Origin of the sequence: Arthrobacter stackebrandtii, assembly GCF_017876675.1 — a bacterium.
GTDB classification, from domain to species: domain Bacteria; phylum Actinomycetota; class Actinomycetes; order Actinomycetales; family Micrococcaceae; genus Specibacter; species Specibacter stackebrandtii.
The window spans coordinates 2,190,745-2,212,436 of the sequence record NZ_JAGIOI010000001.1 but is presented as its reverse complement, the minus strand read 5'-3'; the positions used below and the strand labels follow the sequence as shown (position 1 = coordinate 2,212,436).

Annotated in this window: 17 protein-coding genes and 1 pseudogene; 10 read left to right on the top strand and 8 right to left on the bottom strand. The window is 64.4% G+C overall.

The genetic code is table 11. From position 1 onward, the window contains the following. Positions 1–7 precede the first annotated feature (7 nt). Both JOF48_RS09355 and JOF48_RS09350 read left to right on the top strand, forming a co-directional pair. Complete coding sequence (locus JOF48_RS09355) at positions 8–1,150, top strand: AMP-binding protein (protein WP_209679984.1); 1,143 nt, start codon at positions 8–10, stop codon at positions 1,148–1,150. A gap of 75 nt (positions 1,151–1,225) precedes the next feature. Continuing rightward, on the top strand, positions 1,226–2,104 hold the full coding sequence (locus JOF48_RS09350) for a 1,4-dihydroxy-2-naphthoate polyprenyltransferase (RefSeq protein ID WP_209679982.1): 879 nt from the start codon (positions 1,226–1,228) through the stop codon (positions 2,102–2,104). 16 nt (positions 2,105–2,120) lie between these two features. Here the strand turns inward: JOF48_RS09350 and JOF48_RS09345 are convergent, their stop codons facing one another. Further along, on the bottom strand, positions 2,121–2,456 hold the full coding sequence (locus JOF48_RS09345; protein WP_209679980.1) for a DUF4229 domain-containing protein: 336 nt from the start codon (positions 2,454–2,456) through the stop codon (positions 2,121–2,123). A 70-nt stretch (positions 2,457–2,526) separates the two neighbouring features. Between JOF48_RS09345 and JOF48_RS09340 the strand changes: the two genes are divergently transcribed. After that, positions 2,527–2,949, top strand: a complete 423-nt coding sequence (locus JOF48_RS09340) for a PLD nuclease N-terminal domain-containing protein (RefSeq protein WP_245346473.1) — start codon at positions 2,527–2,529, stop codon at positions 2,947–2,949. A 77-nt stretch (positions 2,950–3,026) separates the two neighbouring features. Here JOF48_RS09340 and JOF48_RS09335 read toward each other — a convergent pair whose 3' ends face one another. The 3 genes from JOF48_RS09335 to JOF48_RS09325 form a co-directional block, all read right to left on the bottom strand. Continuing rightward, positions 3,027–3,791: a TM2 domain-containing protein gene (locus JOF48_RS09335; protein ID WP_245346472.1), complete on the bottom strand. Its 765-nt coding sequence runs from the start codon at positions 3,789–3,791 to the stop codon at positions 3,027–3,029. A 109-nt stretch (positions 3,792–3,900) separates the two neighbouring features. Then, entirely contained in the window at positions 3,901–4,581 is a 681-nt protein-coding gene (locus JOF48_RS09330; RefSeq protein ID WP_209679977.1) for an Rv1352/Rv1906c domain-containing protein, read from the bottom strand. A 35-nt stretch (positions 4,582–4,616) separates the two neighbouring features. Beyond that, entirely contained in the window at positions 4,617–5,129 is a 513-nt protein-coding gene (locus tag JOF48_RS09325) for a hypothetical protein (RefSeq protein WP_209679975.1), read from the bottom strand. Positions 5,130–5,442: 313 nt separating this feature from the next. Here JOF48_RS09325 and JOF48_RS09320 point away from each other — a divergent pair, with 313 nt between their 5' ends. The 4 genes from JOF48_RS09320 (at position 5,443) to JOF48_RS09305 (ending at position 11,506) form a co-directional block, all read left to right on the top strand. After that, positions 5,443–7,539, top strand: coding sequence for a hypothetical protein (locus JOF48_RS09320; protein WP_209679972.1), 2,097 nt, complete (start codon positions 5,443–5,445; stop codon positions 7,537–7,539). Positions 7,540–7,580: 41 nt separating this feature from the next. Beyond that, the gene (locus JOF48_RS09315) at positions 7,581–9,170 is read left to right on the top strand and encodes a class I SAM-dependent DNA methyltransferase (protein WP_209684382.1); all 1,590 of its coding nucleotides are present in this window, start codon (positions 7,581–7,583) and stop codon (positions 9,168–9,170) included. Continuing rightward, positions 9,167–10,357, top strand: coding sequence for a restriction endonuclease subunit S (locus JOF48_RS09310; RefSeq protein WP_209679969.1), 1,191 nt, complete (start codon positions 9,167–9,169; stop codon positions 10,355–10,357). Before JOF48_RS09315 ends, JOF48_RS09310 begins: the two co-directional genes overlap by 4 nt. A gap of 108 nt (positions 10,358–10,465) precedes the next feature. Further along, positions 10,466–11,506, top strand: coding sequence for a 5'-nucleotidase (locus tag JOF48_RS09305; RefSeq protein ID WP_209684379.1), 1,041 nt, complete (start codon positions 10,466–10,468; stop codon positions 11,504–11,506). Positions 11,507–11,650: 144 nt separating this feature from the next. On the opposite strand, the gene JOF48_RS09300 is transcribed toward JOF48_RS09305, so the two are convergent. Together JOF48_RS09300 and JOF48_RS09295 are read right to left on the bottom strand one after the other, a co-directional pair. After that, positions 11,651–11,914: a hypothetical protein gene (locus JOF48_RS09300; RefSeq protein ID WP_209679964.1), complete on the bottom strand. Its 264-nt coding sequence runs from the start codon at positions 11,912–11,914 to the stop codon at positions 11,651–11,653. A gap of 575 nt (positions 11,915–12,489) precedes the next feature. After that, positions 12,490–12,756, bottom strand: coding sequence for a hypothetical protein (locus tag JOF48_RS09295; protein ID WP_209679962.1), 267 nt, complete (start codon positions 12,754–12,756; stop codon positions 12,490–12,492). A gap of 175 nt (positions 12,757–12,931) precedes the next feature. Here JOF48_RS09295 and JOF48_RS09290 point away from each other — a divergent pair, with 175 nt between their 5' ends. Then, positions 12,932–14,191, top strand: a complete 1,260-nt coding sequence (locus JOF48_RS09290) for a MinD/ParA family ATP-binding protein (protein ID WP_245346471.1) — start codon at positions 12,932–12,934, stop codon at positions 14,189–14,191. Positions 14,192–14,470: 279 nt separating this feature from the next. Here the strand turns inward: JOF48_RS09290 and JOF48_RS09285 are convergent, their stop codons facing one another. Further along, positions 14,471–16,294: a plasmid pRiA4b ORF-3 family protein gene (locus JOF48_RS09285; RefSeq protein WP_209679960.1), complete on the bottom strand. Its 1,824-nt coding sequence runs from the start codon at positions 16,292–16,294 to the stop codon at positions 14,471–14,473. Here JOF48_RS09285 and JOF48_RS09280 point away from each other — a divergent pair. Then, positions 16,185–17,409, top strand: a pseudogene (locus JOF48_RS09280) (PDDEXK nuclease domain-containing protein). The gene JOF48_RS09285 and the pseudogene JOF48_RS09280 overlap by 110 nt on opposite strands. 121 nt (positions 17,410–17,530) lie before the next feature. Here JOF48_RS09280 and JOF48_RS09275 read toward each other — a convergent pair. After that, positions 17,531–17,983 (bottom strand): OsmC family protein, encoded by a 453-nt coding sequence (locus tag JOF48_RS09275; protein ID WP_209679956.1) that lies wholly within the window; start codon positions 17,981–17,983, stop codon positions 17,531–17,533. Positions 17,984–18,123: 140 nt separating this feature from the next. Between JOF48_RS09275 and JOF48_RS09270 the strand changes: the two genes are divergently transcribed. Then, entirely contained in the window at positions 18,124–21,321 is a 3,198-nt protein-coding gene (locus JOF48_RS09270; RefSeq protein WP_209679953.1) for a type I restriction endonuclease subunit R, read from the top strand. Positions 21,322–21,692: the final 371 nt, after the last annotated feature.

Below are 21,692 nucleotides of genomic sequence, written 5' to 3'. Positions count from 1 at the left end.
GGTACCCATGAACATCGAACCCCTGCTCAAGGCACTTTCCGAAGCCCTCTCCGGCGAGGGCCCCGCGGTCCAGATCGCGCCCGACGGCAGCTTCGAGCTCATCGAGCAAAGCGCGCTGGGGCTGCCGGCCGGCAGCGAAACCGAGATTGCCGCCGTCGTGCTTACCTCGGGGAGCACCGGCACACCCAAGCGCACGCTGCTGAGCGTTGAAGCGCTGGCGGCGTCGAGCGTGGGCACCGCGATGGCGCTGCAGGGCGAGGGCCAGTGGCTGCTCGCGCTGCCCATGAATTACGTGGCGGGGCTGCAGGTCCTGGTGCGCAGCCTGTTCGCCGGAACGCGCCCCTGGGCCATGGATTTGAGCGGCGGATTCACCCCGGAAGCGTTCACCGAGGCCGCGCTGGAGCTCACCGACAACACGCGGTTCACCTCGCTGGTGCCCACGCAGCTCTCCCGCCTGCTCACCAACCCGAGTGCCGAAACGCTGACCGTGCTGCGCCGCTTCAACGCAATCCTGCTGGGCGGCGGCCCCGTCAACCCCGCCCTGCTCGAGGCCGCGCGCGGTGCCGGGCTGAACGTTGTCACCACCTACGGCATGTCCGAGACCTGCGGCGGCGCCGTTTACAACGGCGTCCCGCTCGACGGCGTGGAGCTCGCCATCCGCGACGGCCGCATCTGGCTGGGCGGGCCCGTGGTCGCTGCCGGCTACCTGGGCGATACGCAGCTGACGGACGAGCACTTCGTCGAGGAGGAGCACGACGGCGAACTGGTGCGCTGGTATGCCAGCGGCGACCTGGGTGAGCTGGACAGTGAGGGACGGCTGCGCGTGCTGGGCCGGGCTGACGACGTCATCATCACCGGCGGGCTGAAGGTGTCGGCCGGCGCCGTGACCGATGGACTGCACAAGGTGCCGGGCGTGCGCGAGGCGTTTGTGGTTCCCGTTCCGTCGGAGGAATGGGGCCAGCAGGTGGCTGCGATGGTGGTTTCCGCGCTGGCCGAGGCGGAGCTGCTGGCGGCCGCGTCGGAGCACCTGGAGGCACATCTGCTGCCCAAAACTGTGGTGTTTGTCTCCGAACTTCCGCTGCTGCCGAACGGAAAGCCCGACAGGACGGCAATTTTGGCCACATTGGCCCATGCCGCTCACAGCCATTGACAGGTGGACAGGGCAGAATTGGGGCTGAGGCCTGACGTACAGGTCTATCGTCACCTGTACCGAAGGAGAAGCACTGTGGCCACTGTGGGGGAATGGGTCGCCGGAGCCCGGGTAAAGACTCTGCCCATGGCAATAGCCCCCGTGATAGTTGGTACCGCCGCGGCACTGGGCATGGGCGGGCTGCATTGGGGCCGGGCCGTGCTCGCCGCCCTCGTGGCGCTGCTGCTGCAGATCGGCGTGAACTACGCCAATGACTACTCCGACGGGATCCGCGGCACCGACGAGGACCGGGTGGGCCCGCTGCGGCTCGTGGGCAGCGGCGTGGCCAAGCCGCACGAAGTAAAAATGGCCGCGTTCGGCTCGCTGGGCCTTGCCATGGTGGCCGGGCTGGTCTTGGTCATCCTGTCGCAGCAGTGGACGCTGCTGCTGGTGGGTGCCGGCGCCGTCCTTGCCGCATGGGGCTACACCGGCGGCAAGAAACCCTACGGTTACCTGGGCCTGGGCGACGTCTTTGTGTTCGTGTTCTTCGGCCCCGTGGCAACCTTGGGCACCACCTTCACCCAGGTCGGCGCCGTGGACACCACCGCGGTGGTGGGTTCAATCTCCACCGGGCTGATCGCCGTCGCGCTTCTCATGGCCAACAATGTCCGTGACATCCCCACGGACGCCCAGGTGGGCAAGATGACCCTGGCCGTGCGGCTCGGCGACAGGAATGCGCGCATCAGCTACGTGGTGATGCTGGCGCTGTCCATGGCCCTGACCCTGTGCCTGGTGCCGGACAACCCGTGGATGCTGCTGATGCTGCTTCAGGCGCCGTTTATCCTGCTGCCCAGCTGGATCATGCTGAAGGGAAGGACCCGCGAGGCCCTGATCCCCGTCCTGCAGCAGACGGGCATGCTCAACCTCGGGTTCAGCCTGTTGTTCGCCGCAGCGGTCCTGCTCAACACCCTGTAGGGGGCGCGCCTGCGGGTCAGGCTTCCTCGGTCTTGTCGTAGCCGGCAGTGCCGGACTTGCGGTCGGCGTCGATCCAGATGTCCGGGTTCGCGTCGATCAGCGCATCTTCTGCGTCGGCATCCGCCACGGCGCCCGCCGACTGGGTGGTGGCGGCGTTGGGTGCAAAGGTCTTGGCGACGACGGCGGTGGCGCCTTCACGCTGCTTGCGGAAGAACAGGTAGCTGACAAGGAACGCGAACAGTGCGCCAACAAGGGCGGATGTCAGCGGGCTCAAGTCCACGGCCAGGTAGGCGATGAGGAAGAAAGCCAGGAACAGGATGCCGCGAATCAGGGAGTATTTGAAGAAAGCCACGCCCCAAGTTTAGCCGCTGAAGCTGGGCGTGAGCCCGGTGCCGATTTTTCTTGCGACGGTAGAATGAAGTATGCGCTATATCATTCCTGTTGCCCTGGGTGTTGTGATTTTTGTTTACGGACTCATCGACTGCCTCCGCAGCGAGCCCGGCGACGTGCGCAGCATTCCGAAAACCGCCTGGGTCCTGGTGATCGTGTTCCTGAACGTGATCGGCGTGGCCCTGTGGTTCCTGTTTGGCCGCCCCCAGTATGCCCCGGCCGGCGCCGCCCAGCGCTCTGGCGGGCAGGTGCCCGGCCCCTCCCGTCCGGCGGCTTCCGGCTATGGCCGTGCCGTGGCCCCCGACGATGACCCCCAGTTCCTGCGCAACCTTGAAGTCAACCGCGAGCAGCAGCTGGAAGCCGAGCGGCTCCGCAAGCTCAAGGCCGAGCTCGACGCCCGCGAGGCCAAGCTCCGCGAACAGCACCCGAACCCGAAGGACGAGCCCAAGAAGTAGCCTTCTGCGCCTTCCCGGGCCCGCCCAGTGCGCCCGGCTGCGAGCAGCAGCCGTTTATCCAGCCTGCTGCGAAGAGGCTACTGTTTCTCCTCGATCCGCACGGTCCAGGACTCAAAGTTGGCGGCCTTCACGTCCAGGAAATAGTTCCCCGCATTCTTATGCAGGGCCGTCGTGTTAGATTCCGGCTTGCTCATCATGACCACCGGAATGCCACCGTCAACCATGATGTCCGTGCCTTCCTTCTCCAGGTAGATGGCGCCAACGGCCAGTGCCTCCGCGGGCCCATTGAATTCGTAGACCAGGCGGGTTTCCTTCCCCGACAGTGCGAACACCTGGCTTGCCTGGTCCGCCGTGCCGGACAGCGCCGCCACTTCCACCCACGCCGCCTCCGCGGCTGGGGCTTCCACTGCCTGCTCGACGGCGGGCGCCTCCCCCGCGGGCTGCGCCGGCGCCTCAACGCCCACCTCCGCGACGGGCGCGGAACCGGATGACTTCACGGCGTTGCCGATCCCGCCCACGAGCAGCAGCGCCACGGTCACCACGATGGCCACCACCTTGTTCTTGGCGTAGCCGGCCAGCGGGTTGCCTGCCTTGTCGGTCTGCTTCCCTGCCAAAATGATGACCAGGTCAACGAGCACCCAGACGCCCACCCCGCCCAGCGTGAACAGCTTCAGCAGCCCGGTCCCCACCTTCCCCAGGTAGAAGCGGTCCACGCCGAAGAAGCCGAGGAACAGCGAGAGCAGCCACGCCGCCACAAAGGACTTCGGCTGTCCCTGCGCTGCCGGCTTGCCCGGATGGTTGAGCACCTGCTCGGGTGTCGGGGAGTACATTTCGTTCGTCATGGTGTTTCCTTTCGGGCACGGCAAAGCCGCCGGTGCCTGTCATTGTTGCTTGAAGTGTTGGTGCGCCGGGCCGCCTTGCAGCCGGCGCCATGGAATGCAGTGCCCGGCGCTATTGCCGGATCCACTGCCCGCAGCGGCTGGACTTGAAGTCCTGCCCCGCCGCCAGCGTCACGGAGGGCGTGCCGCCACCTGGAAGATCGTTGCTGATGATGTCGTCGCCGTTCGTGCCGCTGGCCAGAATGGCCCAGTAGCAGGAGGACCCCACGTCCGACTTGGCCTTGTAGACGCCGGGCTCCACGTCATCGCCCACCACCCACATGCCGTCGCCGATCGTGTTCGCCGCCTGCTTCGCCTCCGCCCCCGCCACGGCGTCCTCGCGCTTCTTCACCGCTTCCTCGCGGACCGCCAGCGCCTCGTCCTTCTCCTTCACCTCGGCGGCCTGCTGCTCCACGGCGTCCTCACGGCCAATGATCTGCCCCTGCAGCGTGACGAGCTGCTCTCCCTGCCCGGCGATGGTCTTCTCCAGGGCCTTCTTGTCGCTGATGAGCCGCTGCTGGTCTGCGTCCAGTGCCAGGTATTCACCGCTGGCCGTCGGGTCGGCGGTGGCGGTCGCCGTGAGGAAGCCTGCACCAAAAAGTACGACGCCGGCCAGCACCGCAAGCGCGGCCATTCCCTTGCGCTTGGGCTTGGCAGGCTTCGGCCCGGCCGGGTTTGCCTTGCCGGGGTTGGGCAGCGGATTTTCGGCCTGGCGCTGAGGTTCCCGCATGTCGGTGGCTTTTGAAATCTTCATTGTCCTTGCCTTATGCCCTTCTTTAGGTGCCGGCGTCACTTGGCGGCGGTTTCCACAATGATGTTCAGCCCGCTGTCCGGGTGGTAGGACCACGAGGCGGTGAAGCCGGGCCAGTCCGCGGACTTGGTGCCGTCCAGGGCCCGGGTCGAATCGATCTTGCTGTAGAGGCTCTGGGGCGCACCAAGTTCATTCAGGACACACGCCACGGTGGTGATGGTGGTCCCGGAGGAGTCCTTCCCCGCTGTTTGCATGTCCAGGCTCTTTCCGCCATCCATGGAGTACACACCTTCCATGCCGGTCGCGGAGCATGCCTCGACAGCCTGGGGAATGTCATCGGACTGCCCCAGGGCTCCGCCTATGGCAACAACGGCCATCCCGGCTGTCAGGCCGACAGCCAGCCCGATGGCCAGCCCGCCCAAGCCAAAGTAGAGCGGCTTGCGGCTCTTGGCCGGCTGTGCCGGCGCGACTCCGGGCTGCAGGTGCGGGACGCTGCGCCCCACTTCCGCACCGGGCGGTGGCGGCACCGGCAAATGTTCAGGGTGGCTCATGGCGGTTCCTCGTTCTCAAAAGTTGATCCCTGGAAGCATCTGGACCACCCCCAACAGCCGGCCCGGCAAACCTCCAATGCTTGCGAGCCCCTGTACCGGATCAGCGGTTCAGCGCTCTGTGGAATGACACTATTGCTTCACGTGAAACATCCCTAGGAACTCCCTGATAACCCGGGTTATCAACATATCCACAGCATTTATCCACATGTGAATTATGCTTGTTGATGCAAGGGATCGTTCCGGCCGGACCCACACGAAGCGAATCCACACAAGCCGCCGCAGAACCAGGCACGGAGCAGACAAGGAGATCCACATGGCCGCCCGAAAAAGGCAGCAGCTGCTGTCCAACGGCCAGTTGCAGATCACCCTCTCCGACATTGCCCAGCTCGCCCAGGTCCAGCGCCCGGTGGTCACCATGTGGCGCTCGCGCAGCAAGGACACGTCCAGCCCCTTCCCCGCCCCAGTGGCCCGCCACGGCCGGCAGGAACTCTTCAGCGTCGCCGCCGTCACCGACTGGCTGGCCGCCACGGGCCGCGGCAACAACCCGCACGCGGCGGCAGACGCGGCGGCGTTCTCCGCACCCCTGGGCCCGGAAACCAAGACCACCCACTTCACAGCACTCACGGCGCTGCTGGCCCTGCGTGCGCTGACGGACACGGACCTGGCCGGCCAGGACGCCGACGACCTCCTGGACACCGCCGACGAGATCGACCCCGACGACAACTTCCTCCTGAGCGAACTCGAGGCGCTGGGTCCGGAGCTGCTCCCCCTCGCCGCCTTCGCCGACCTCCTCGCGGATGCCTCCTACACCTCCGCGGCCGCATTTGAGGTGCTGCTCCGCGACCGCTTCCGAGCCGCGCCGGCCGTCCACGCGGACACCCTGCTCGCCCCGGCTGCCGTCGACCTCGTGGCCGCAACCGCCGTCGAGCTGGCTGCAGGCAGCGGCAGCCCGGCGGTTTTCATGGACGACGGCGGCGGCGACCTACTGCTGCACGTTGCCGACATTTTGGGCGAGGCCGCGGAAGGGACGCTCTGCGTCGGTTCGCTGGAGAACGATGCGGCCCGGCTGGCCCGCCGCCGCATGCGGGTGCACGGACGTTTCCGCGACAACCTGTACGTGGCCAACAACGCCCCGGCCGGCGTGTCAGCACCCACCATCCGGCTGGCCCAGTTCCCCTCCCCCGTGCAGCCGTCCATGGACCCGGCCGCGATCCTGTCGGCCGTCGACGAGATCCTGCTGGGGCTGGACGCGCGCTCGTCCGCCGTCATCCTGGCCCCGGCAGCGGTCCTTGTGGACGCCCTGGCGCGCACGACTCATAATCGTGAGGCCGAGGCCATCCGCTCGGACATCCTGCGCTCCGGCCGAGTCCGGGCCATGGTCCGGCTGCCATCGGGACTGGTCCCCTCGCGGCCCCGCCAGGCCCAGGCGCTTTGGGTGCTGGGGGATGCCGCGGCGCACGTGAACATTGCCGATCGCTGGACCATGGTGGCCGACCTCTCAGGTACGGCCCTGGACCCTGCTGCCAGCACGGATGTGGTTGGTGACCTTGCAGCTTCGCTGGGCACCCGCGAACAGATCCGCGCCCACTCCTTCCGCTTCGCCCGGCTCGTGCTCACCAGCAAACTGGTGGCAGGGACCGGCGGATTGACGGCGCCGGCACTCGCCACGAAGGTCCGCGCCTCGGCGGCCACGCACGCCAGGGCCACTGCCGCGGAGCACATCCGCGCCGAGTCCGTACTGGATGCACTCAGCCACGAATCCTCCCAGGCAGGGGCGCCCGGGCAGCTCAGCTTCGGGCTCGCTCCCGCCTCCGCGCCGGCCGCCACCCCGTCCACGGTGGGTACCGCGCTGCGTGACGGGTCTGTGCGGTACTTGCAGGGCCACCGAATCGCCGGTGAGCACATGGAGGTGGGAGAATCGGCACGTGCACCCTTGCCCATCATTGGGCTTGAGGAGCTGGCCGGCCACAGGTCCCAAGGATCGCGGCACATCAGCCAGCTGGTGTTCGCGGCCGCCTACCCCCAGGGCCGGCTGACTGAGCCTGGGGACGTCATCTTCGCAACCGGAGCGCAAGGCGGCGCCATGGTCGATGAGGCGGGTGCGGCCGTCGTGCTTTATCCGGCAAGGATCCTGCGGATCGACGCCCGCCGGCCGCGCGGGCTCCTGCCGGCCATGCTGGCGCGGGACGTGGGGAACGGCGGGGCGGGGCACTGGAAGCAGTGGCCTCTTCGCAGGATTGACGACGGCGCACGGCCCGCCCTGGGCGCCGCGCTGGCGCAGGTAGCGGCCGAGCGCAGCAGGCTGGCGGAACGGCTGGCGCGGCTCGACGAGCTGGCCGGCCTGCTGATGGACGGCACCGCACGTGGAAGTTTTAGGGTTTTGGATACGACGATTGAAGGGTCGGGCTAGTGGCTGCGAAGAAGGCGAAGGTTGAGGCATTGCCGTCGACCATGAAGGAATTGAAGGACACCCTGTGGAAGGCTGCGGACAAGCTCCGCGGATCCATGGATGCCTCGCAGTACAAGGACGTGATCCTGGGGCTCGTCTTCCTGAAGTACGTCTCCGACGCCTTTGACGAGCGCCGCGAGGCGATTCGGGCGGAGCTGGTGGCGGACGGGCTGGGCGATGACCAGATCGCGCAGCTCATTGACGACGTCGACGAGTACACGGGCCACGGCGTGTTCTGGGTTCCCGAGCGCGCACGCTGGACGTACCTGGCGGAGAACGCCAAGGGTGCCGCGGCCACGCTGGACGAGCACGCCAAGGGCATCGGCGAGCTGATCGACGACGCCATGGCCTACATCATGGGCACCAACCCGTCGCTCGCCACCACGCTGCCGATGATGTACAACAAGGACAACATCGACCAGCGCCGCCTGGGCGAACTGCTGGACCTGCTCAACTCCGCCAAGTTCACCGGCCAGGGCGCCACGAAGGCGCGCGACCTGCTGGGCGAGGTGTACGAATACTTCCTGGAGAAGTTCGCCCGTGCCGAGGGCAAGCGCGGCGGCGAGTTCTACACCCCTGCCGGCGTTGTCCGCGTCCTCGTGGAGGTGCTTCGCCCGGACCACGGCCGCGTGTACGACCCCGCCTGCGGCTCTGGAGGCATGTTTGTCCAGGCCGAGAAGTTCCTCGAGGCGCACAACAAGGAGGGCTCGGAGATCTCGGTCTACGGGCAGGAGCTCAACGAGCGAACGTGGCGCATGGCAAAGATGAACCTGGCCATCCACGGCCTCAACGGCAACCTGGCCTCCCGCTGGGGCGACACTTTTGCCCGTGACCTCCACCCGGACATGCAGGCCGACTTCGTCATGGCCAACCCGCCGTTCAACATCAAGGACTGGGCCCGCTCCGAGTCCGACCCCCGCTGGAAGTACGGCGTCCCGCCTGCCGGCAACGCGAACTACGCCTGGATTCAGCACATCATTTCCAAGCTGGCCGACGGCGGTTCTGCCGGCGTGGTCATGGCGAACGGTTCCATGAGCTCCAACTCCGGCGGCGAGGGCGAGATCCGCGCCCAACTGGTTGAGGCCGACCTGGTTTCCTGCATGGTCGCCCTCCCCACGCAGCTGTTCCGCTCCACCGGCATCCCCGTGTGCACGTGGTTCTTCGCCAAGGACAAGACCGCCGGTTCGCACGGGTCCGTGGACCGCACCGGGCAGGTGCTGTTCATTGATGCACGCAATCTGGGCCACATGGTGGACCGTGCCGAGCGTGCGCTTTCCGATGAGGACATTGCGCTCATCGCGGATACCTTCCACGCCTGGCGCGGCTCGCCCGCCGTCGCCGCTGATGACGCTGAGGAGACGAAGGAATACGACGACGTCCCCGGCTTCTGCTATTCCGCCACCCTCGCCGAGATCAAGGCCGCCGACTACGCACTCACCCCCGGCCGCTACGTCGGCGCCGCCGAGGTCGAGGACGACGGCGAGCCGATCGAGGAAAAGATCGCCCGCCTTTCGGCAGAGCTGTTCGCCCAATTCGAAGAGTCCGACCGTCTGGCAGCAGTAGTCCGCGAACAGCTGGGGAGGGTTTCATGAGCGAGTGGCAATCATACCGACTCAGCGAATTCGCTTCAGTCATCACCGGCGCAACACCTTCTGCGTCCCAATCAGACTCTTGGGGTGACTATCTGGATTTCATAACCCCATCAGATCAATCAGACGCTCTACGTGAAGCGTCCCCTGCCCGCCGACTTTCTCCGGCGGGTGCCGAACGGCTCTCCTCACGCATCGTTCCCAAGCAGGCGACTAATCTAACTTGCATTGGTTCCACCATTGGGAAAGTATCAATGGCGACTTCCCCGGCTGTCACTAATCAACAAATCAACAGCATCGTTGCGCTTGAAGGCCAGTCCGACCCGAAGTTTATCTACTACTTGATAAAGGGATGGAGCGGTGCTCTCAAACAACATGCAGCCGGCTCTGCGACTCCCATTGTGAATAAGACCGACCTGTCGAATTTTTCATTCCTCATACCAGGTCTTCCAACGCAGCAAGCAATCGGTGATGTCCTGGGCGCCCTCGACGACAAGATCGCCGCCAACACCAAACTCGCTGCGACTGCGGATGAATTGACAACTTCGTTGTACCGGCATGCACTGGCGGAAGCAGCATGGTCGGAGCAAACTTTTGCCGACATCTCGCTCGTATCCGGTGGCGGGACACCGAGCACTAAGACAGCAGAGTTCTGGGACGGAGATATCCCCTGGGCAACGCCCACCGATGTCACCGGGTTGCAAGGCCCCTATCTGGAGTCCACGACTCGTACGATTTCGGCGGACGGCTTAGCAGCATGCGCATCATCGCTGTACCCGAAAGGGTCTATTCTCATGACCTCGCGTGCCACGATCGGTGCGTTTGCGTTGGCCCAGGTGCCAATGGCTACGAACCAGGGTTTCATTGTCGTGCAGCCCAATGATCCGGCGCTGAATTTCTGGGTCTTCCATGAAATGCGTAGTCGGGTTGACGAGTTCATATCGCTGGCCAATGGAGCAACATTCCTGGAGCTCAGCCGCGGCAACTTCAAAAAGTTCAGGGTCAGGCTGGCGTCCGAGGCGGTGATGGCAGAATTTTGCAAGCAGGCCGAAGCACTCCACGGCTCAGCGCGGACCGCTCTTCTTGAAAACCAAGCTCTCGCCGCAACCCGTGACGCACTGCTCCCGCAGTTAATGTCCGGCAAGCTGCGCGTCAAGGATGCCGAAAGCATCGTCTCGGCAGCTGTCTAATTCCTCGTTCTTTCGGCCTCGTCCACGCCTTCCCACGTCTAAGCATTTGTTTCGATTCAGTACCTTGCACTGAATCGAAGTGATTGAGCATCATGTCAGGAGTACACCATCGCATACCAGCTGGAAAACCGACTCGTCATTGGGGTGTCGTCGAGCGCGCTATTTGATCTCAAGGAGTCTGACGAATACTTCCTTGAACACGGTGAAGAAAAGTATCGCACCTACCAAGATGAGCACATTGACGACACCCTTCAACCGGGCGTGGCGTTCCCTTTCATACAGCGACTGCTAAGTCTCAACGATCTCAGGGATTCGGCTGATCCCCTGGTAGAAGTACTCGTTCTGTCGAAGAACGACCCGTCGACCGGCCTCCGGGTAATGCGCTCAGTGGCGGCACATAAGCTTCAAATATCAAGAGCCGTGTTCACACAAGGCAAATCTCCGTACGAATACGTGGAGGCATTCGACATGTCGCTGTTCCTGTCGGGAAATCGACAAGACGTGGATGCAGCCATCGAGCGGGGCTTCCCAGCTGGCCATGTACTCCCATCAACAGCGATCTACACGGGGGGAGATTCTTTGCGTGTGGCATTCGACTTTGATGGCGTTCTCGGGGACGACGAGGCAGAGAGGGTCTACCAGGAAAACCCCGGTGACATCTCAAAGTACTACGCGTACGAGACCCTGAATCGTGAAAGGCCGCTGGCACCTGGTCCACTCCAGCGGCTACTTCAAGACCTCAATATGATTCAGAAGATCGAAACAGCACGTAAAGAATCGGATCCTGCCTATCAGCCACGGCTCCGGATATCCCTCATCACCGCGCGGAGTGCACCCGCACACGAGCGGGCTGTTCGATCACTTAGCGGCTGGGGCGTGACAGTGAACGATGCGTTCTTCCTGGGCGGCATTGAGAAATCAAAAGTACTCAAGGTCATGCGCCCGCACATCTTCTTCGACGACCAGACCACGCATCTAACTCCATCGGCCGGGTTTGCCGCCGGGGTCCATGTTCCATACGGAGTGACGAACGAGACCACGGACCTTTCTGAAGAATCTTCCACGTTGGCTGTAGACCTAGTCTCCCCCGAAACCTCCGCGACTTCCGCCCATGAGCTACATCCCGTAGATGTTGAGCATCACAGCTGACGTCCACTCCTACTGGAACTTCGCGGATGCGTTGCCTGTCTGATTCGCCGCGTCCCAGCCCCAGCATTTGGCGGCGATAGGGCTGGGACGCAAGGTCCGGCGCCGCCCATGGCTCAATGAGCCGGCGACCAGCCAGGCATTTTGCTATTGCTCAGCGATGGAGCGGAGTTCGAGTCGGTGACGAAGCAGTTGCAGGACTTCAGCCAGGTGACGCACCGATATGTCATGCTCACCTGCCAACAGGTTTGAGACTTTAGTTTCATCGCTGCGCAGGAGGCCTGCCAGTTCAACCGGTGCCACTCCCGCCTTCTGCATGGCATCCGCTATAAGCTCGCTCGCGTCCACCATCACCGATTCCTGCGCATAGACCCTGGCATACTCAGGATCGCTGGATTCGAAGATTCCCATGACGGGATCCTTTCAATATTTGGCAGAGGTTCCTCGCCGTTGGTACCGCTGCACCCGCGTCTGCAATCGTTACTCGCGGCATCGTACGCCTCCTTGCGGCCGACTTCTTCGTTCGGTTCGAGAATACCGGCGCCTACAGACACGCTGGCCGGAAATTCAACGGCAGCCGGACAAGTCTGGAGGGCGCATGCTCACCGTAGTGCAGGGACGTCAGGATGACTCCCACGTTCGAGCCCGCCTCGAAGCCTGACTGCAAAGTAGACTAGCGTTCACCTCAGACGATGTGGACGAGCTGCAACATATCACCGTGGTTGCGTGGACAAACACGCATACCACGATCTTCGGGAAGCCATCGCGACATGTAAAGAAAACGGCAAAAAGTTTAAACGTCCCGGCGACGTGTAAAGAAAGTTTCACTATCTTTACACGTCGCCGGGACGGCTCGATCGGGACGCATCGGGCCCACCAGTAGGGCTGTGGAACCACAGCGGCGGGCGGGCCGGGGCTGGGACGCACGCGTCCGGCGTCGAACATCATGGGCCCCAGCCAGGGCCGCCAAAGCAAGGCGGCAGGCGCTAAATGACGCCGAACTCCTCAAGCAGCCGGCCAACCTCGGTGCGTTCCACGTAGCGCTTGGCGAAGCCGGGGACGGGGAGCTTCTTGCCGTCCCGGAGGTACCTGGTGGATTTGAGGAGCTGGCGGACGTCGAACACCGAGCCGAAGACTTCGGGGACGCCGCGCTCAAGGGCGCACCTGGCAGGGCCGTATCTTGCAAGGAAACCCCGACGGCGGGTGGGCCGGGCTGGGCGGCGGGGGCCGGCGTCGAACATGGTTATGGACAACCGGTTGCAACGCTTCACTACACCCTGCACAGCGGTACCGATGAGTATCGTGGCACCGACACGCCGGGGGACGGCATAAACTGGGGTGCGGAAGTGCTTGAAGTCACCGAAAACAGTTTTCAAGACTTCTCGCGAAGGACCCAAGCATGCGTGGAAACGAATTGAAGGCAGTTTGATGGATGTAGAGCCCACGCAGGTGGATGTGCGTGCCGATGGTTCCGTGCTGGTTGGCGGGGAGGCCATCGCCGCACGGCCCGGCACGGACCCCTATGCAGCCGCCATGGCCGTCCTTGCAGACTACGCCCGCAGCTCAGGTTCCCCCGTGGTGGCCTCGGCATTCGACCACGCATCCGGCCAGACAGAACTGTTCCAGGTCCACGGCGACGGCTCCACACGGGCGTACACGGCTCCGCCGGCCATGCCGTCGTTCAGCCCCTCCGCTCCACCCATCACCCCAGCTGATCCGCCGTTCTTCACCTTTCCGGAGGATGAGCCGGAGGGATGCTCCTACGACTCGCCAGAGCCGGAGCGGCCCCTGCTCCGCAGGGATGCCAAGCGGCCGCGCGGCGGTGTCCGCGGCGCCGTCTACAACGTGTCGCAAGGCCGGCTGAACTTGGGGCCCAGCTCCAGGGAACTGGAGGAAGTCGACCTGGAGCAGCGGATCGCCCGTCCGCTGTCCGGCAGCTTCAACACGGCAGTTCTCAGCCTCAAGGGCGGGATCGGGAAGACCTCGACGACGGTTGGCGTTGGCCTGACCCTGGCCGAGTTCCGCGGCGACAACCCCTGCGGCATCGATGCCAACCCTGACAGCGGCGATCTGGCGGAGCGGGCGCTTGGGGAGGTCATGTACCAGCGCTCAACTCCGCGGAGCATCACCGACATTGTCCGCGACCTGGACTCGATCACGTCGCTGACAGCCCTGGGCGGATACACGCACCGGGCCGGCCGGCTCCACCTGGTGGCAGGGGAACAGGACCCCGGGTTGTCCGACTCGTTGACAGCCACCGAGTACGGCGACGTCCACAACCTCATCAGCCAGTACTACTCGGTCACCCTGACCGACTGCGGCACCGGAGTGTCCCATCCGGCCATGGCCGGCGTGCTGCAGCGCGCCTCAAACGTGGTGGTTGCCTCCGGCTACGCCGTGAGCGGGGCGAAGCGTGCACGGAACACCCTGCAGTGGCTGGCCGATCACGGGTACGAGGATCTGGCCCGCAACGCGGTTGTTGTCATCACGGACAAGGAACAGGTGTCCAGCCGCGTGGACAAGAAGGCCATTGAGGACTACCTCTCCGGCTTCTGCCGGGAACTGATCACGGTGCCCCATGACCGCGCCGTGGCCGACGGCGACATCATCTCCCTGGACAGGGTTTCGACCGGCACCCGTCGCGCCTACAAGGAGATCGCGGCGGCCATTGTGGACGGGTATTACTAAATTTTCCTGGCGGGGACCAAGCGGCAGGAATTAATCACCGCCTCGGCAACAACTAAGCAAAACGGGGAAAGCGCCCCGTGTTTACGCGGAATTTTGACCGCTGCTCGGCGGTAACAACTAAGTGCACCCGGCAACAGGAACTAAGCACGTGCCCCGGCGGAACTGTTGTCTTCCGCAGACTGTCACCGGTGGGGCGCGCTGCCGGCGCCAATGTCAGGGCGGGCCTGCGCTGGGAGGCGCGGGCCCGCCGTCGTGCTTTGCAGGACGTTAAAACAGGTGTCAGAAAAGGCGGGCCAGCGCCGTCGTGACCGCCTCTTTGTCGAAGGCCTTGGCGTCAAAGGTCTCGCCGCGGCGCAGGCCCAGCCAGTCACGGTATTCCTGATGCTCCGGGTGCTTGGGATCATTGACGGCCTCGACGACGTTTGCCCAGCCCCACGCGCCGCCGGAATCCTCGGCCGGACCCCTGCCGCGGCCGCCGGTGCAGCGCGCGACCGGGGCCTTTGGATCGGCGGGCAGGACCCTCTCCAGCTTGACGAGGTGCTCCCAGTCGTCACCAAAGTCATAGGTGTACTCCATGGAATCGCCCTCCGCGGACAGGACCGCGCCCAGCGTGTAGGCGTTCTCGTCCAGGTCCTCATTGCCCAACGCGTCAGCGCCCGAGAGTCCGTAGACGTCCTCGCCGCGCCCGCCGACCTGGAAGGCATGCAGGTGGGAACCGTCCCATTCGAAGGAGGCCTGCAAGATCCTGTGCATGTCCCCGAGGGTCACGTCCGAGCGCACGAGGAGCCTCCGCCAGATGGGCGGAGACAGGTGCTTGAGCGTCACCTTCAGCTGGTAGATGGGCGCGTTGGGGTCCTTCTTGACGGACCTGGACTGTTTCCGGGACGCCGCGGCGGGCACGAACGGATCGGGACCGGCGAACGGATCAGCAGCTGCGCCGAAGCCGGGGCCGTAGCTTTCATCTTCTTCATCCGCGTAGCCGGACTGGGCCAAGGCAACGACGGAGGGAACCACCGCAGGAGGAACGGTGATGGTCTCACCCATGGACACTAGGCCCAGTTCGGCCAGTTCATCCATGCGCTCCCGCAGCAGCCGCGCTCCGTACTCGTCGAGGCCGACCGCGTCCAGGCTCTCGGGATCTGTGAGTGCGATCGCGGGGATGCCTGCTCCCTGGCACGCCGCATACAGCAGTGCGATCTGGGCGGCCGCTGCCTGTCCCACCCACGGCGCCCAGTCCTGTTCTCCGGTGACTGCCACCGTAAGGAAGGCGGTGATGAAAATGCCCAGCGCCATGCGCCGTTCCGGGTTGCCGGGTTCGAGGAGAATCCGAGCTTTCGGGTTCAGCCACACTTTGGTCGCACCGACGCCGATCAGGCCGGCCCCTTCGAGGGCGGCCCACATCTTGGCCAGCAGGGGAACCTCATACATGGACTTCACCGTGGGAACGTGGTCCTCGGGCATGTTTTTCAGGTTGAAGCCCGGCAGCTGTTCCCGCTTGGCCCCGGCCTTGGCACCCTTTGCGGCAACACCGACCGCTGCTGCGGCAGCCTCAATGTCCTTCAGCTTCAATGCCCCCGTGGAAGTCACCGCGGCACCGGGACCGATCCACCGCAGCAGGGCCTCCATGCGCTGGGCCAGGGAGGTGGCCTCCAGCCCGGCAAGCTCCTCTTCCTCTGACAGCTCCGGCTGGTCGATGTCAGGAAACAGGGGCTCTCCGTCATCGTAAAACAGCGTGAACACCTGGGCCAGATCTTCCGGGCCGCCTGTCCACGCCTTGGTTTCCTCAAGGAACAGCAGGTAGGTGCGGACGGCTACGAAAATGAATTCGGTGTCCTCTTCGGCCTCAGCATGGACGACGGCGGACATGGCCTGGCCAAAGGCAAGGGGTTCGAAACTGGTGATGTCAGAGGCCGGCACCAGCTTGAAGTAGGCGGAAGCCAGCAGCCTCACGGCGTCGAGCAGGTCCTGGACGGCACCCTCCGGAAGGCCGGGCATGTTGTTGCACCATGCGGCAAATGCCGGCGCGACAGCGTCCACGGCGAGGGCCGCCCGCCGCCCGCTGACCGATGTGGTTGATGTGCGGGCCTTGCTGTCCTTAGCCATCCCACAATGCTGTCACATCGGGACTGCCCCCCCCCGAAGGCCGGCGTTTGGCAGTCGAGTCGCCAGAGGAAATTGTGCAAGCGCCGCTTGCACAATTGGCTGCCGCTTGGATGTCTCACCCTCGGAGTGGCTTCTGAGCCATAGGGACATTGCAAGATTCGAAAGAGGTTTGCTCATGTCCGCGCACGACGATCCAAATGAAAATGCCCCGGTGTTCCCACCCACTCCGACACGAACCGGGATGCCTGGCTGGTATCCCGACATGCTGGATGCCGTTTCTAGCAGGATCTCCACCGGCCGGGTCCGGGCAGTTGCAGCAGTCAACCAGGAACTCGTAGCCACGTACTGGGCGATTGGCAAGGAAATCCTTGATCGCCAGAGTCAGGAAGGTTGGGGAGCCAAGGTCATTGACAGGCTCTCAGCAGACCTGCGAGACAAGTTTCCAGGCCTAAAGGGCTTTTCGTCTCGAAACTTCCTTTTCATGCGTTCCTTCGCATCAATTTGGGAGGGTGCAGCAATTGTGAAAGCGCCGCTTTCACAATTGCCTTGGTACCACCACATTGCACTCATGCAGAAGCTCAGCGATCCCGAAACCCGCCTCTGGTACGCAGCTGCCGCCGTCGAACATGGCTGGTCCCGCAACGTACTTGTCCACCAAATTGAGACTCGGCTGCGCGAACGCTCGGGCCAGGCCATCAGCAATTTCAATGCCGTTCTTCCTGCCGAAGATTCGGACCTTCTGCAGCAGACCATGAAGGACCCATACATCTTTGACTTCGTGGCCACGACGGATCGGCACGATGAAGCGGAGCTGGAATCGCAGCTCGTCGACCACGTTGAAAAGTTCCTGCTGGAGCTCGGCCAAGGCTTTGCGTTTGTGGGCAGGCAGGTCCGGCGTGGACGATCTAATGGCCCACCCTGACGACAAGCCCACCATCGGCCTGCTCCTGTGCAAAACCAAGAACAATGTAGTGGCGGAGTACGCCCTGCGAGGGTACAGCGCTCCGATTGGGGTTGCCGAATGGAAGACACAGATCGTGGAGTCGCTGCCCGAAGAGTTCACATCAAGCCTGCCGAGCATCGAACTGCTGGAGGCGGAGCTTGGTGAGGCCTGAGTGAAGGCAATTGTGCAACAGCCTGCTGCACAATTGCCGGAGCCTCACGAATGTTGCAGACGCCGGCTGCAACATTGCAAGACCCGCTTGCAACATTGTTTTGAGTCGGCGGAGGCTCGGGTCAGTCCGTGGAGTCTCCGACGGTGACGTTGAGCGTGTGTGAGACGGGGGTGCCGCGCTCCACGGTGCGGGAGACGGTGCAGTACTTGTCGTGCGAGAGTTTTGCCAGGCGCTCGACCATGCCGGCCGCCTTCTGGCCGCCTTCGGTGTCGGGGAATTCGATGTTGAAGGCGATATTCAGGTTGTCCACGCGGGTGGCGCCGTCTTCAGAGAGCTTGTCGCCGGTTGCCGTCACCGTGTAGCTGGTGGGCTCGGCGCTGCGGGCGGTGACGGTGTCGACGTCGATGGACGAGCAGCCGGCGATGGCGGCCAGCAGCAATTCGACGGGGCTGAACAGGCCATCGCCGTGACCGAACTGCATCTCGGCACCCGTGGCATTCCGTACTGTATATACAGCCGTGGACGTGCGGGTCAGTTCTACGGAACGCTGGGCGGACTCTACTTTTTCGCTCATGCCTCAATCATGCCACCGGTGAGGGCTGAAATTTGAAGTGTTTCCCTTGATAACCCCCGATAGCGGTTCACATCCGCAGTGTGGTGCGCCCCGGCTGGTAGCGTCATTTGCACGATCACCCCGCCCAGCAGGAGAACACCATGACACCAACCGCCACCGGTTTTTCAGAGGCCGACTGGGAAGACCTCGCCCTGGAGCGGTTGGCGGACGAAGACTTGGGCTGGCGGCCGGTGCACGGCGAGGACATCGCCCCCGGTAAAGGAGAGCGGGAGTCGTGGTCCGAGCTCCTCATCCGGCCCCGCATGTTGGCGGCGCTGCAGCAGTTCAACCCCACCGTCCCCGTGCAGTACCTCAAGCAGGCGCTGGCGGAAATCACGGCGCCGAAGTCCAACGACGCCATCAGCGAAAACCACCGCATCCATGAGTACCTGGTCCACGGCTACCGGCTCAGCTACATCGATATTGACGGCACCGACGTCAACGCCACCATCCACCTGCTCAGCCCCGATCCCGACCGCAACGACTGGATGGCCGTCAACCAGGTGACCCTCGTGGCCGGCGACTACAAGCGCCGCTTCGACCTGGTCCTGTACTGCAACGGCATGCCCGTGAGCATCATCGAGCTGAAGAAGGCCGGCAGCGCAGCGGCAGACCTCCCCGCCGCGCACGCCCAGCTGCAGACCTACCTGCGCGAGTTCCCCATGGCGTTCCGTTTCTGCGTCATGACCCTGGCCAGCGACGGCATCCTGGCCAGGTACGGCACCCCCTTCACCCCGTTCAACCACTTCTCGCCCTGGAATGTTGATGACGACGGCGTCCCCGTTCCGCCTGGCTTCATGCTGGACGGGCAGGCGGTCACCGCCATGGAGACGGCCCTGCAGGGGCTCTACAACCAGGAACGGTTCCTGCAGCTGTTGACCGAGTTCACGGCCTTTGATGAAAACGCCGACGGGCTGACCAAGCGCATCGCCAAGCCGCACCAGTACTTCGCCGTCACCAAGGCCGTGGGAAACACAGTGCTGGCGGTGGAATCCAACGGGAAGGCCGGCGTCGTCTGGCACACCCAGGGCTCCGGCAAGTCCATGGAAATGGAGCTCTACACCAACAAGGTCATCCGCCACCCGCGGCTGAAAAACCCCACGGTGGTGGTCATCACCGACCGCAATGAGCTGGACGGGCAGCTGTATGAGTCGTTTGCGCAGAGCCAGCTGCTGCCGGAGAAGCCGCGCCAGATCCGGCGTCGCTCCGAACTGCGGGACGAGCTGGGCAACCGCACCACCGGCGGCATCTACTTCACCACGCTGCAGAAGTTTGGCCGCAGCAAGGAAGAGAGGGACGCCGGCAGCGAGCACCCGCTGCTCAGCGACCGGCGCAACATCATCGTGGTGGTGGACGAGGCGCACCGGAGCCACTATGACGACCTCGACGGCTACGCCCGGCACCTGCGCGACGCGCTGCCGCACGCGACGCTGATTGCTTTCACGGGCACGCCGATTTCCTTTGCCGACCGCAACACCCGCGACGTCTTTGGCGACTACATCGACATATACGACCTGACCAGGGCCGTGGACGACGGCGCCACCGTCCCCGTGTACTTCGAGCCGCGCCTCATCAAGGTGGGCCTGGCCGGCTCGGTGACCGAGGAGCAGCTGGATGAGGCGGCCGACGACGCCACGCGCGGCCTCGACATGACCGAGCGGGCCCGCATCGAGGCGAGCGTCGCCGTCGTCAATGCCGTTTATGGGGCACCCGAGCGCATCACGGCGCTGGCCGAGGACCTGGTGGCGCATTGGGAGGGCCGGCGGGCCACGATGGAGAAGTTCATCGAGGGCCCGGGCAAGGCGATGATTGTGGGCGGGACGCGGGAAATCTGCGCCAAGCTGTACGACGCCATTGTCCAGCTGCGCCCGGACTGGCACTCGGACGACCTGGCCGCAGGCAAGATCAAGGTGGTCTACTCTGGCGACGCCACGGACACTCCCCCGGTATCCCTGCATGTGCGGCGCGACTCGGAAAATGCCGCGGTCAAGGCCCGGCTGAAGGATCCGGATGACGAGCTGGAGCTGGTGATCGTCAAGGACATGATGCTCACCGGTTTTGATGCCCCGCCGCTGCACACCCTGTACCTCGACCGGCCATTGAAGGGCGCCCTGCTCATGCAGACGCTGGCGCGCGTGAACCGCACCTTCCGCGGCAAGCAGGACGGGCTGCTGGTGGCCTATGCGCCGCTGGCCGACAACCTGGCAAAGGCGCTGGGCGAGTACACGCAGTCCGACCAGGAGCACAAACCGGTCGGCAGGAACGTGGACGAGGCCATCGCCCTGACCGTTTCGCTGCTGGACACGCTGGGCGGGCTGCTTGCCGGGTACAACTGGCGTGCCGTGCTGGCCAAGGGCGGACCCAAAGCCTGGCTCAATGCCGCAACTGGCGCCACCGCATACCTGCGCGACCCGGCGGCACCGGGGAACGCGCCGTCGGAATCCGAAACTCTCGCCTCCCGCTACCGCCGGCATAGCGGGCAGCTATCCCGAGCCTGGGCGCTGTGCTCCGGCTCGGCGGCGATGGAAACGCTGCGGCTGGATGTGCAGATGTACGAGGAGATCCGGGTGTGGATGGCGAAGTTCGACGCCGCCGACCGTCAGGCATCCGGGGCTCCCATCCCCGCCGACATCCAGCGGCTGCTGGGGCTGCTGATTGACGGGGCGACGACGTCGGGCGAGGTGCTGGACATCTATGCGGCGGCCGGGCTGCCGAGGCCGTCATTGGACGACCTGACGCCGGAGTTCATTGCCAAGACGAAGACTGCGCGGAACCCGCAGCTGGCGATCGAGGCGCTGCGCAAGCTCGTGTCCGAGGAATCCGTGGCCACGACCCGGAATAACATTGTGCGCCAGCGCGCGTTCTCCGAGCGGATCACCGAGCTCATGCGCAAGTACACGAACCAGCAACTGACATCGGCCGAGGTTATCGCCGAGCTGGTGGAGATGGCGAAGGAAGTGGCTGCCGAGAGCGACCGCGGGAAGCAGTTCAGCCCGGCGCTCAACTCCGACGAGCTGGCTTATTACGACGCCGTTGCCACGAATGATTCCGCCGTGGATGTCCTGGGCACCGGCGTGCTGGCGGACATTGCCCGGCAGCTGGTGGAGGTCATGCGGCGCGACATCCGCACCGACTGGACCGTGCGCGACGACGTGCGCGCGAAACTGCGCTCCTCGATCAAGCGGCTGCTGGTGCGCAACGGCTACCCGCCGGACAAGCAGCCGGATGCGATCAAGCTGGTCATGGAGCAGATGGAATCCATGGCTCCGCGGTATGCGGAGGAGCGGGCCTCGGTGTAGGCATCGCGTGGCCTCTCTTGGCAGCCCGGCGGTACCGGCACCTGCCGCTGGGAGGCAACTGCCGCCGTCGAACTCCCAACTCCCAAAAAAGTTGGGAGTTAATTGGGAGTTGGGACTTTGGGAGGCGTGGCGGAGCCTGGAACGGGCACTTCGGGCACCATTCCCCTGGCCCTGCGCACGGTTAATTCACAACCGTGCGCAACCGCCGGGGTGGCGCACGGTTCCGAATTAACCGTGCGCAGGCGTGGTGGCCGGCGGCGAGCGCGGCATGCAAATGACCCGCAAAAGGCAGGCCGGGCGCCCATAATATGCCGGCGGGGCGCTACATCAGACCAAAAGCTCCCCGCATCCCTTGCGGCGGCCGCGGCCAT

Bases quoted from the DNA above. Each gene is read 5' to 3' on its own strand.
- JOF48_RS09355 (WP_209679984.1), top strand. From the start codon at position 8: ATGAACATCGAACCCCTGCTCAAGGCACTTTCCGAAGCCCTCTCCGGC.
- JOF48_RS09340 (WP_245346473.1), top strand. From the start codon at position 2,527: ATGCGCTATATCATTCCTGTTGCCCTGGGTGTTGTGATTTTTGTTTAC.
- JOF48_RS09335 (WP_245346472.1), bottom strand. From the start codon at position 3,791: ATGACGAACGAAATGTACTCCCCGACACCCGAGCAGGTGCTCAACCAT.
- JOF48_RS09330 (WP_209679977.1), bottom strand. From the start codon at position 4,581: ATGAAGATTTCAAAAGCCACCGACATGCGGGAACCTCAGCGCCAGGCC.
- JOF48_RS09325 (WP_209679975.1), bottom strand. From the start codon at position 5,129: ATGAGCCACCCTGAACATTTGCCGGTGCCGCCACCGCCCGGTGCGGAA.
- JOF48_RS09320 (WP_209679972.1), top strand. From the start codon at position 5,443: ATGGCCGCCCGAAAAAGGCAGCAGCTGCTGTCCAACGGCCAGTTGCAG.
- JOF48_RS09315 (WP_209684382.1), top strand. From the start codon at position 7,581: ATGAAGGAATTGAAGGACACCCTGTGGAAGGCTGCGGACAAGCTCCGC.
- JOF48_RS09310 (WP_209679969.1), top strand. From the start codon at position 9,167: ATGAGCGAGTGGCAATCATACCGACTCAGCGAATTCGCTTCAGTCATC.
- JOF48_RS09300 (WP_209679964.1), bottom strand. From the start codon at position 11,914: ATGGGAATCTTCGAATCCAGCGATCCTGAGTATGCCAGGGTCTATGCG.
- JOF48_RS09290 (WP_245346471.1), top strand. From the start codon at position 12,932: ATGGATGTAGAGCCCACGCAGGTGGATGTGCGTGCCGATGGTTCCGTG.
- JOF48_RS09285 (WP_209679960.1), bottom strand. From the start codon at position 16,294: ATGGCTAAGGACAGCAAGGCCCGCACATCAACCACATCGGTCAGCGGG.
- JOF48_RS09275 (WP_209679956.1), bottom strand. From the start codon at position 17,983: ATGAGCGAAAAAGTAGAGTCCGCCCAGCGTTCCGTAGAACTGACCCGC.
- JOF48_RS09270 (WP_209679953.1), top strand. From the start codon at position 18,124: ATGACACCAACCGCCACCGGTTTTTCAGAGGCCGACTGGGAAGACCTC.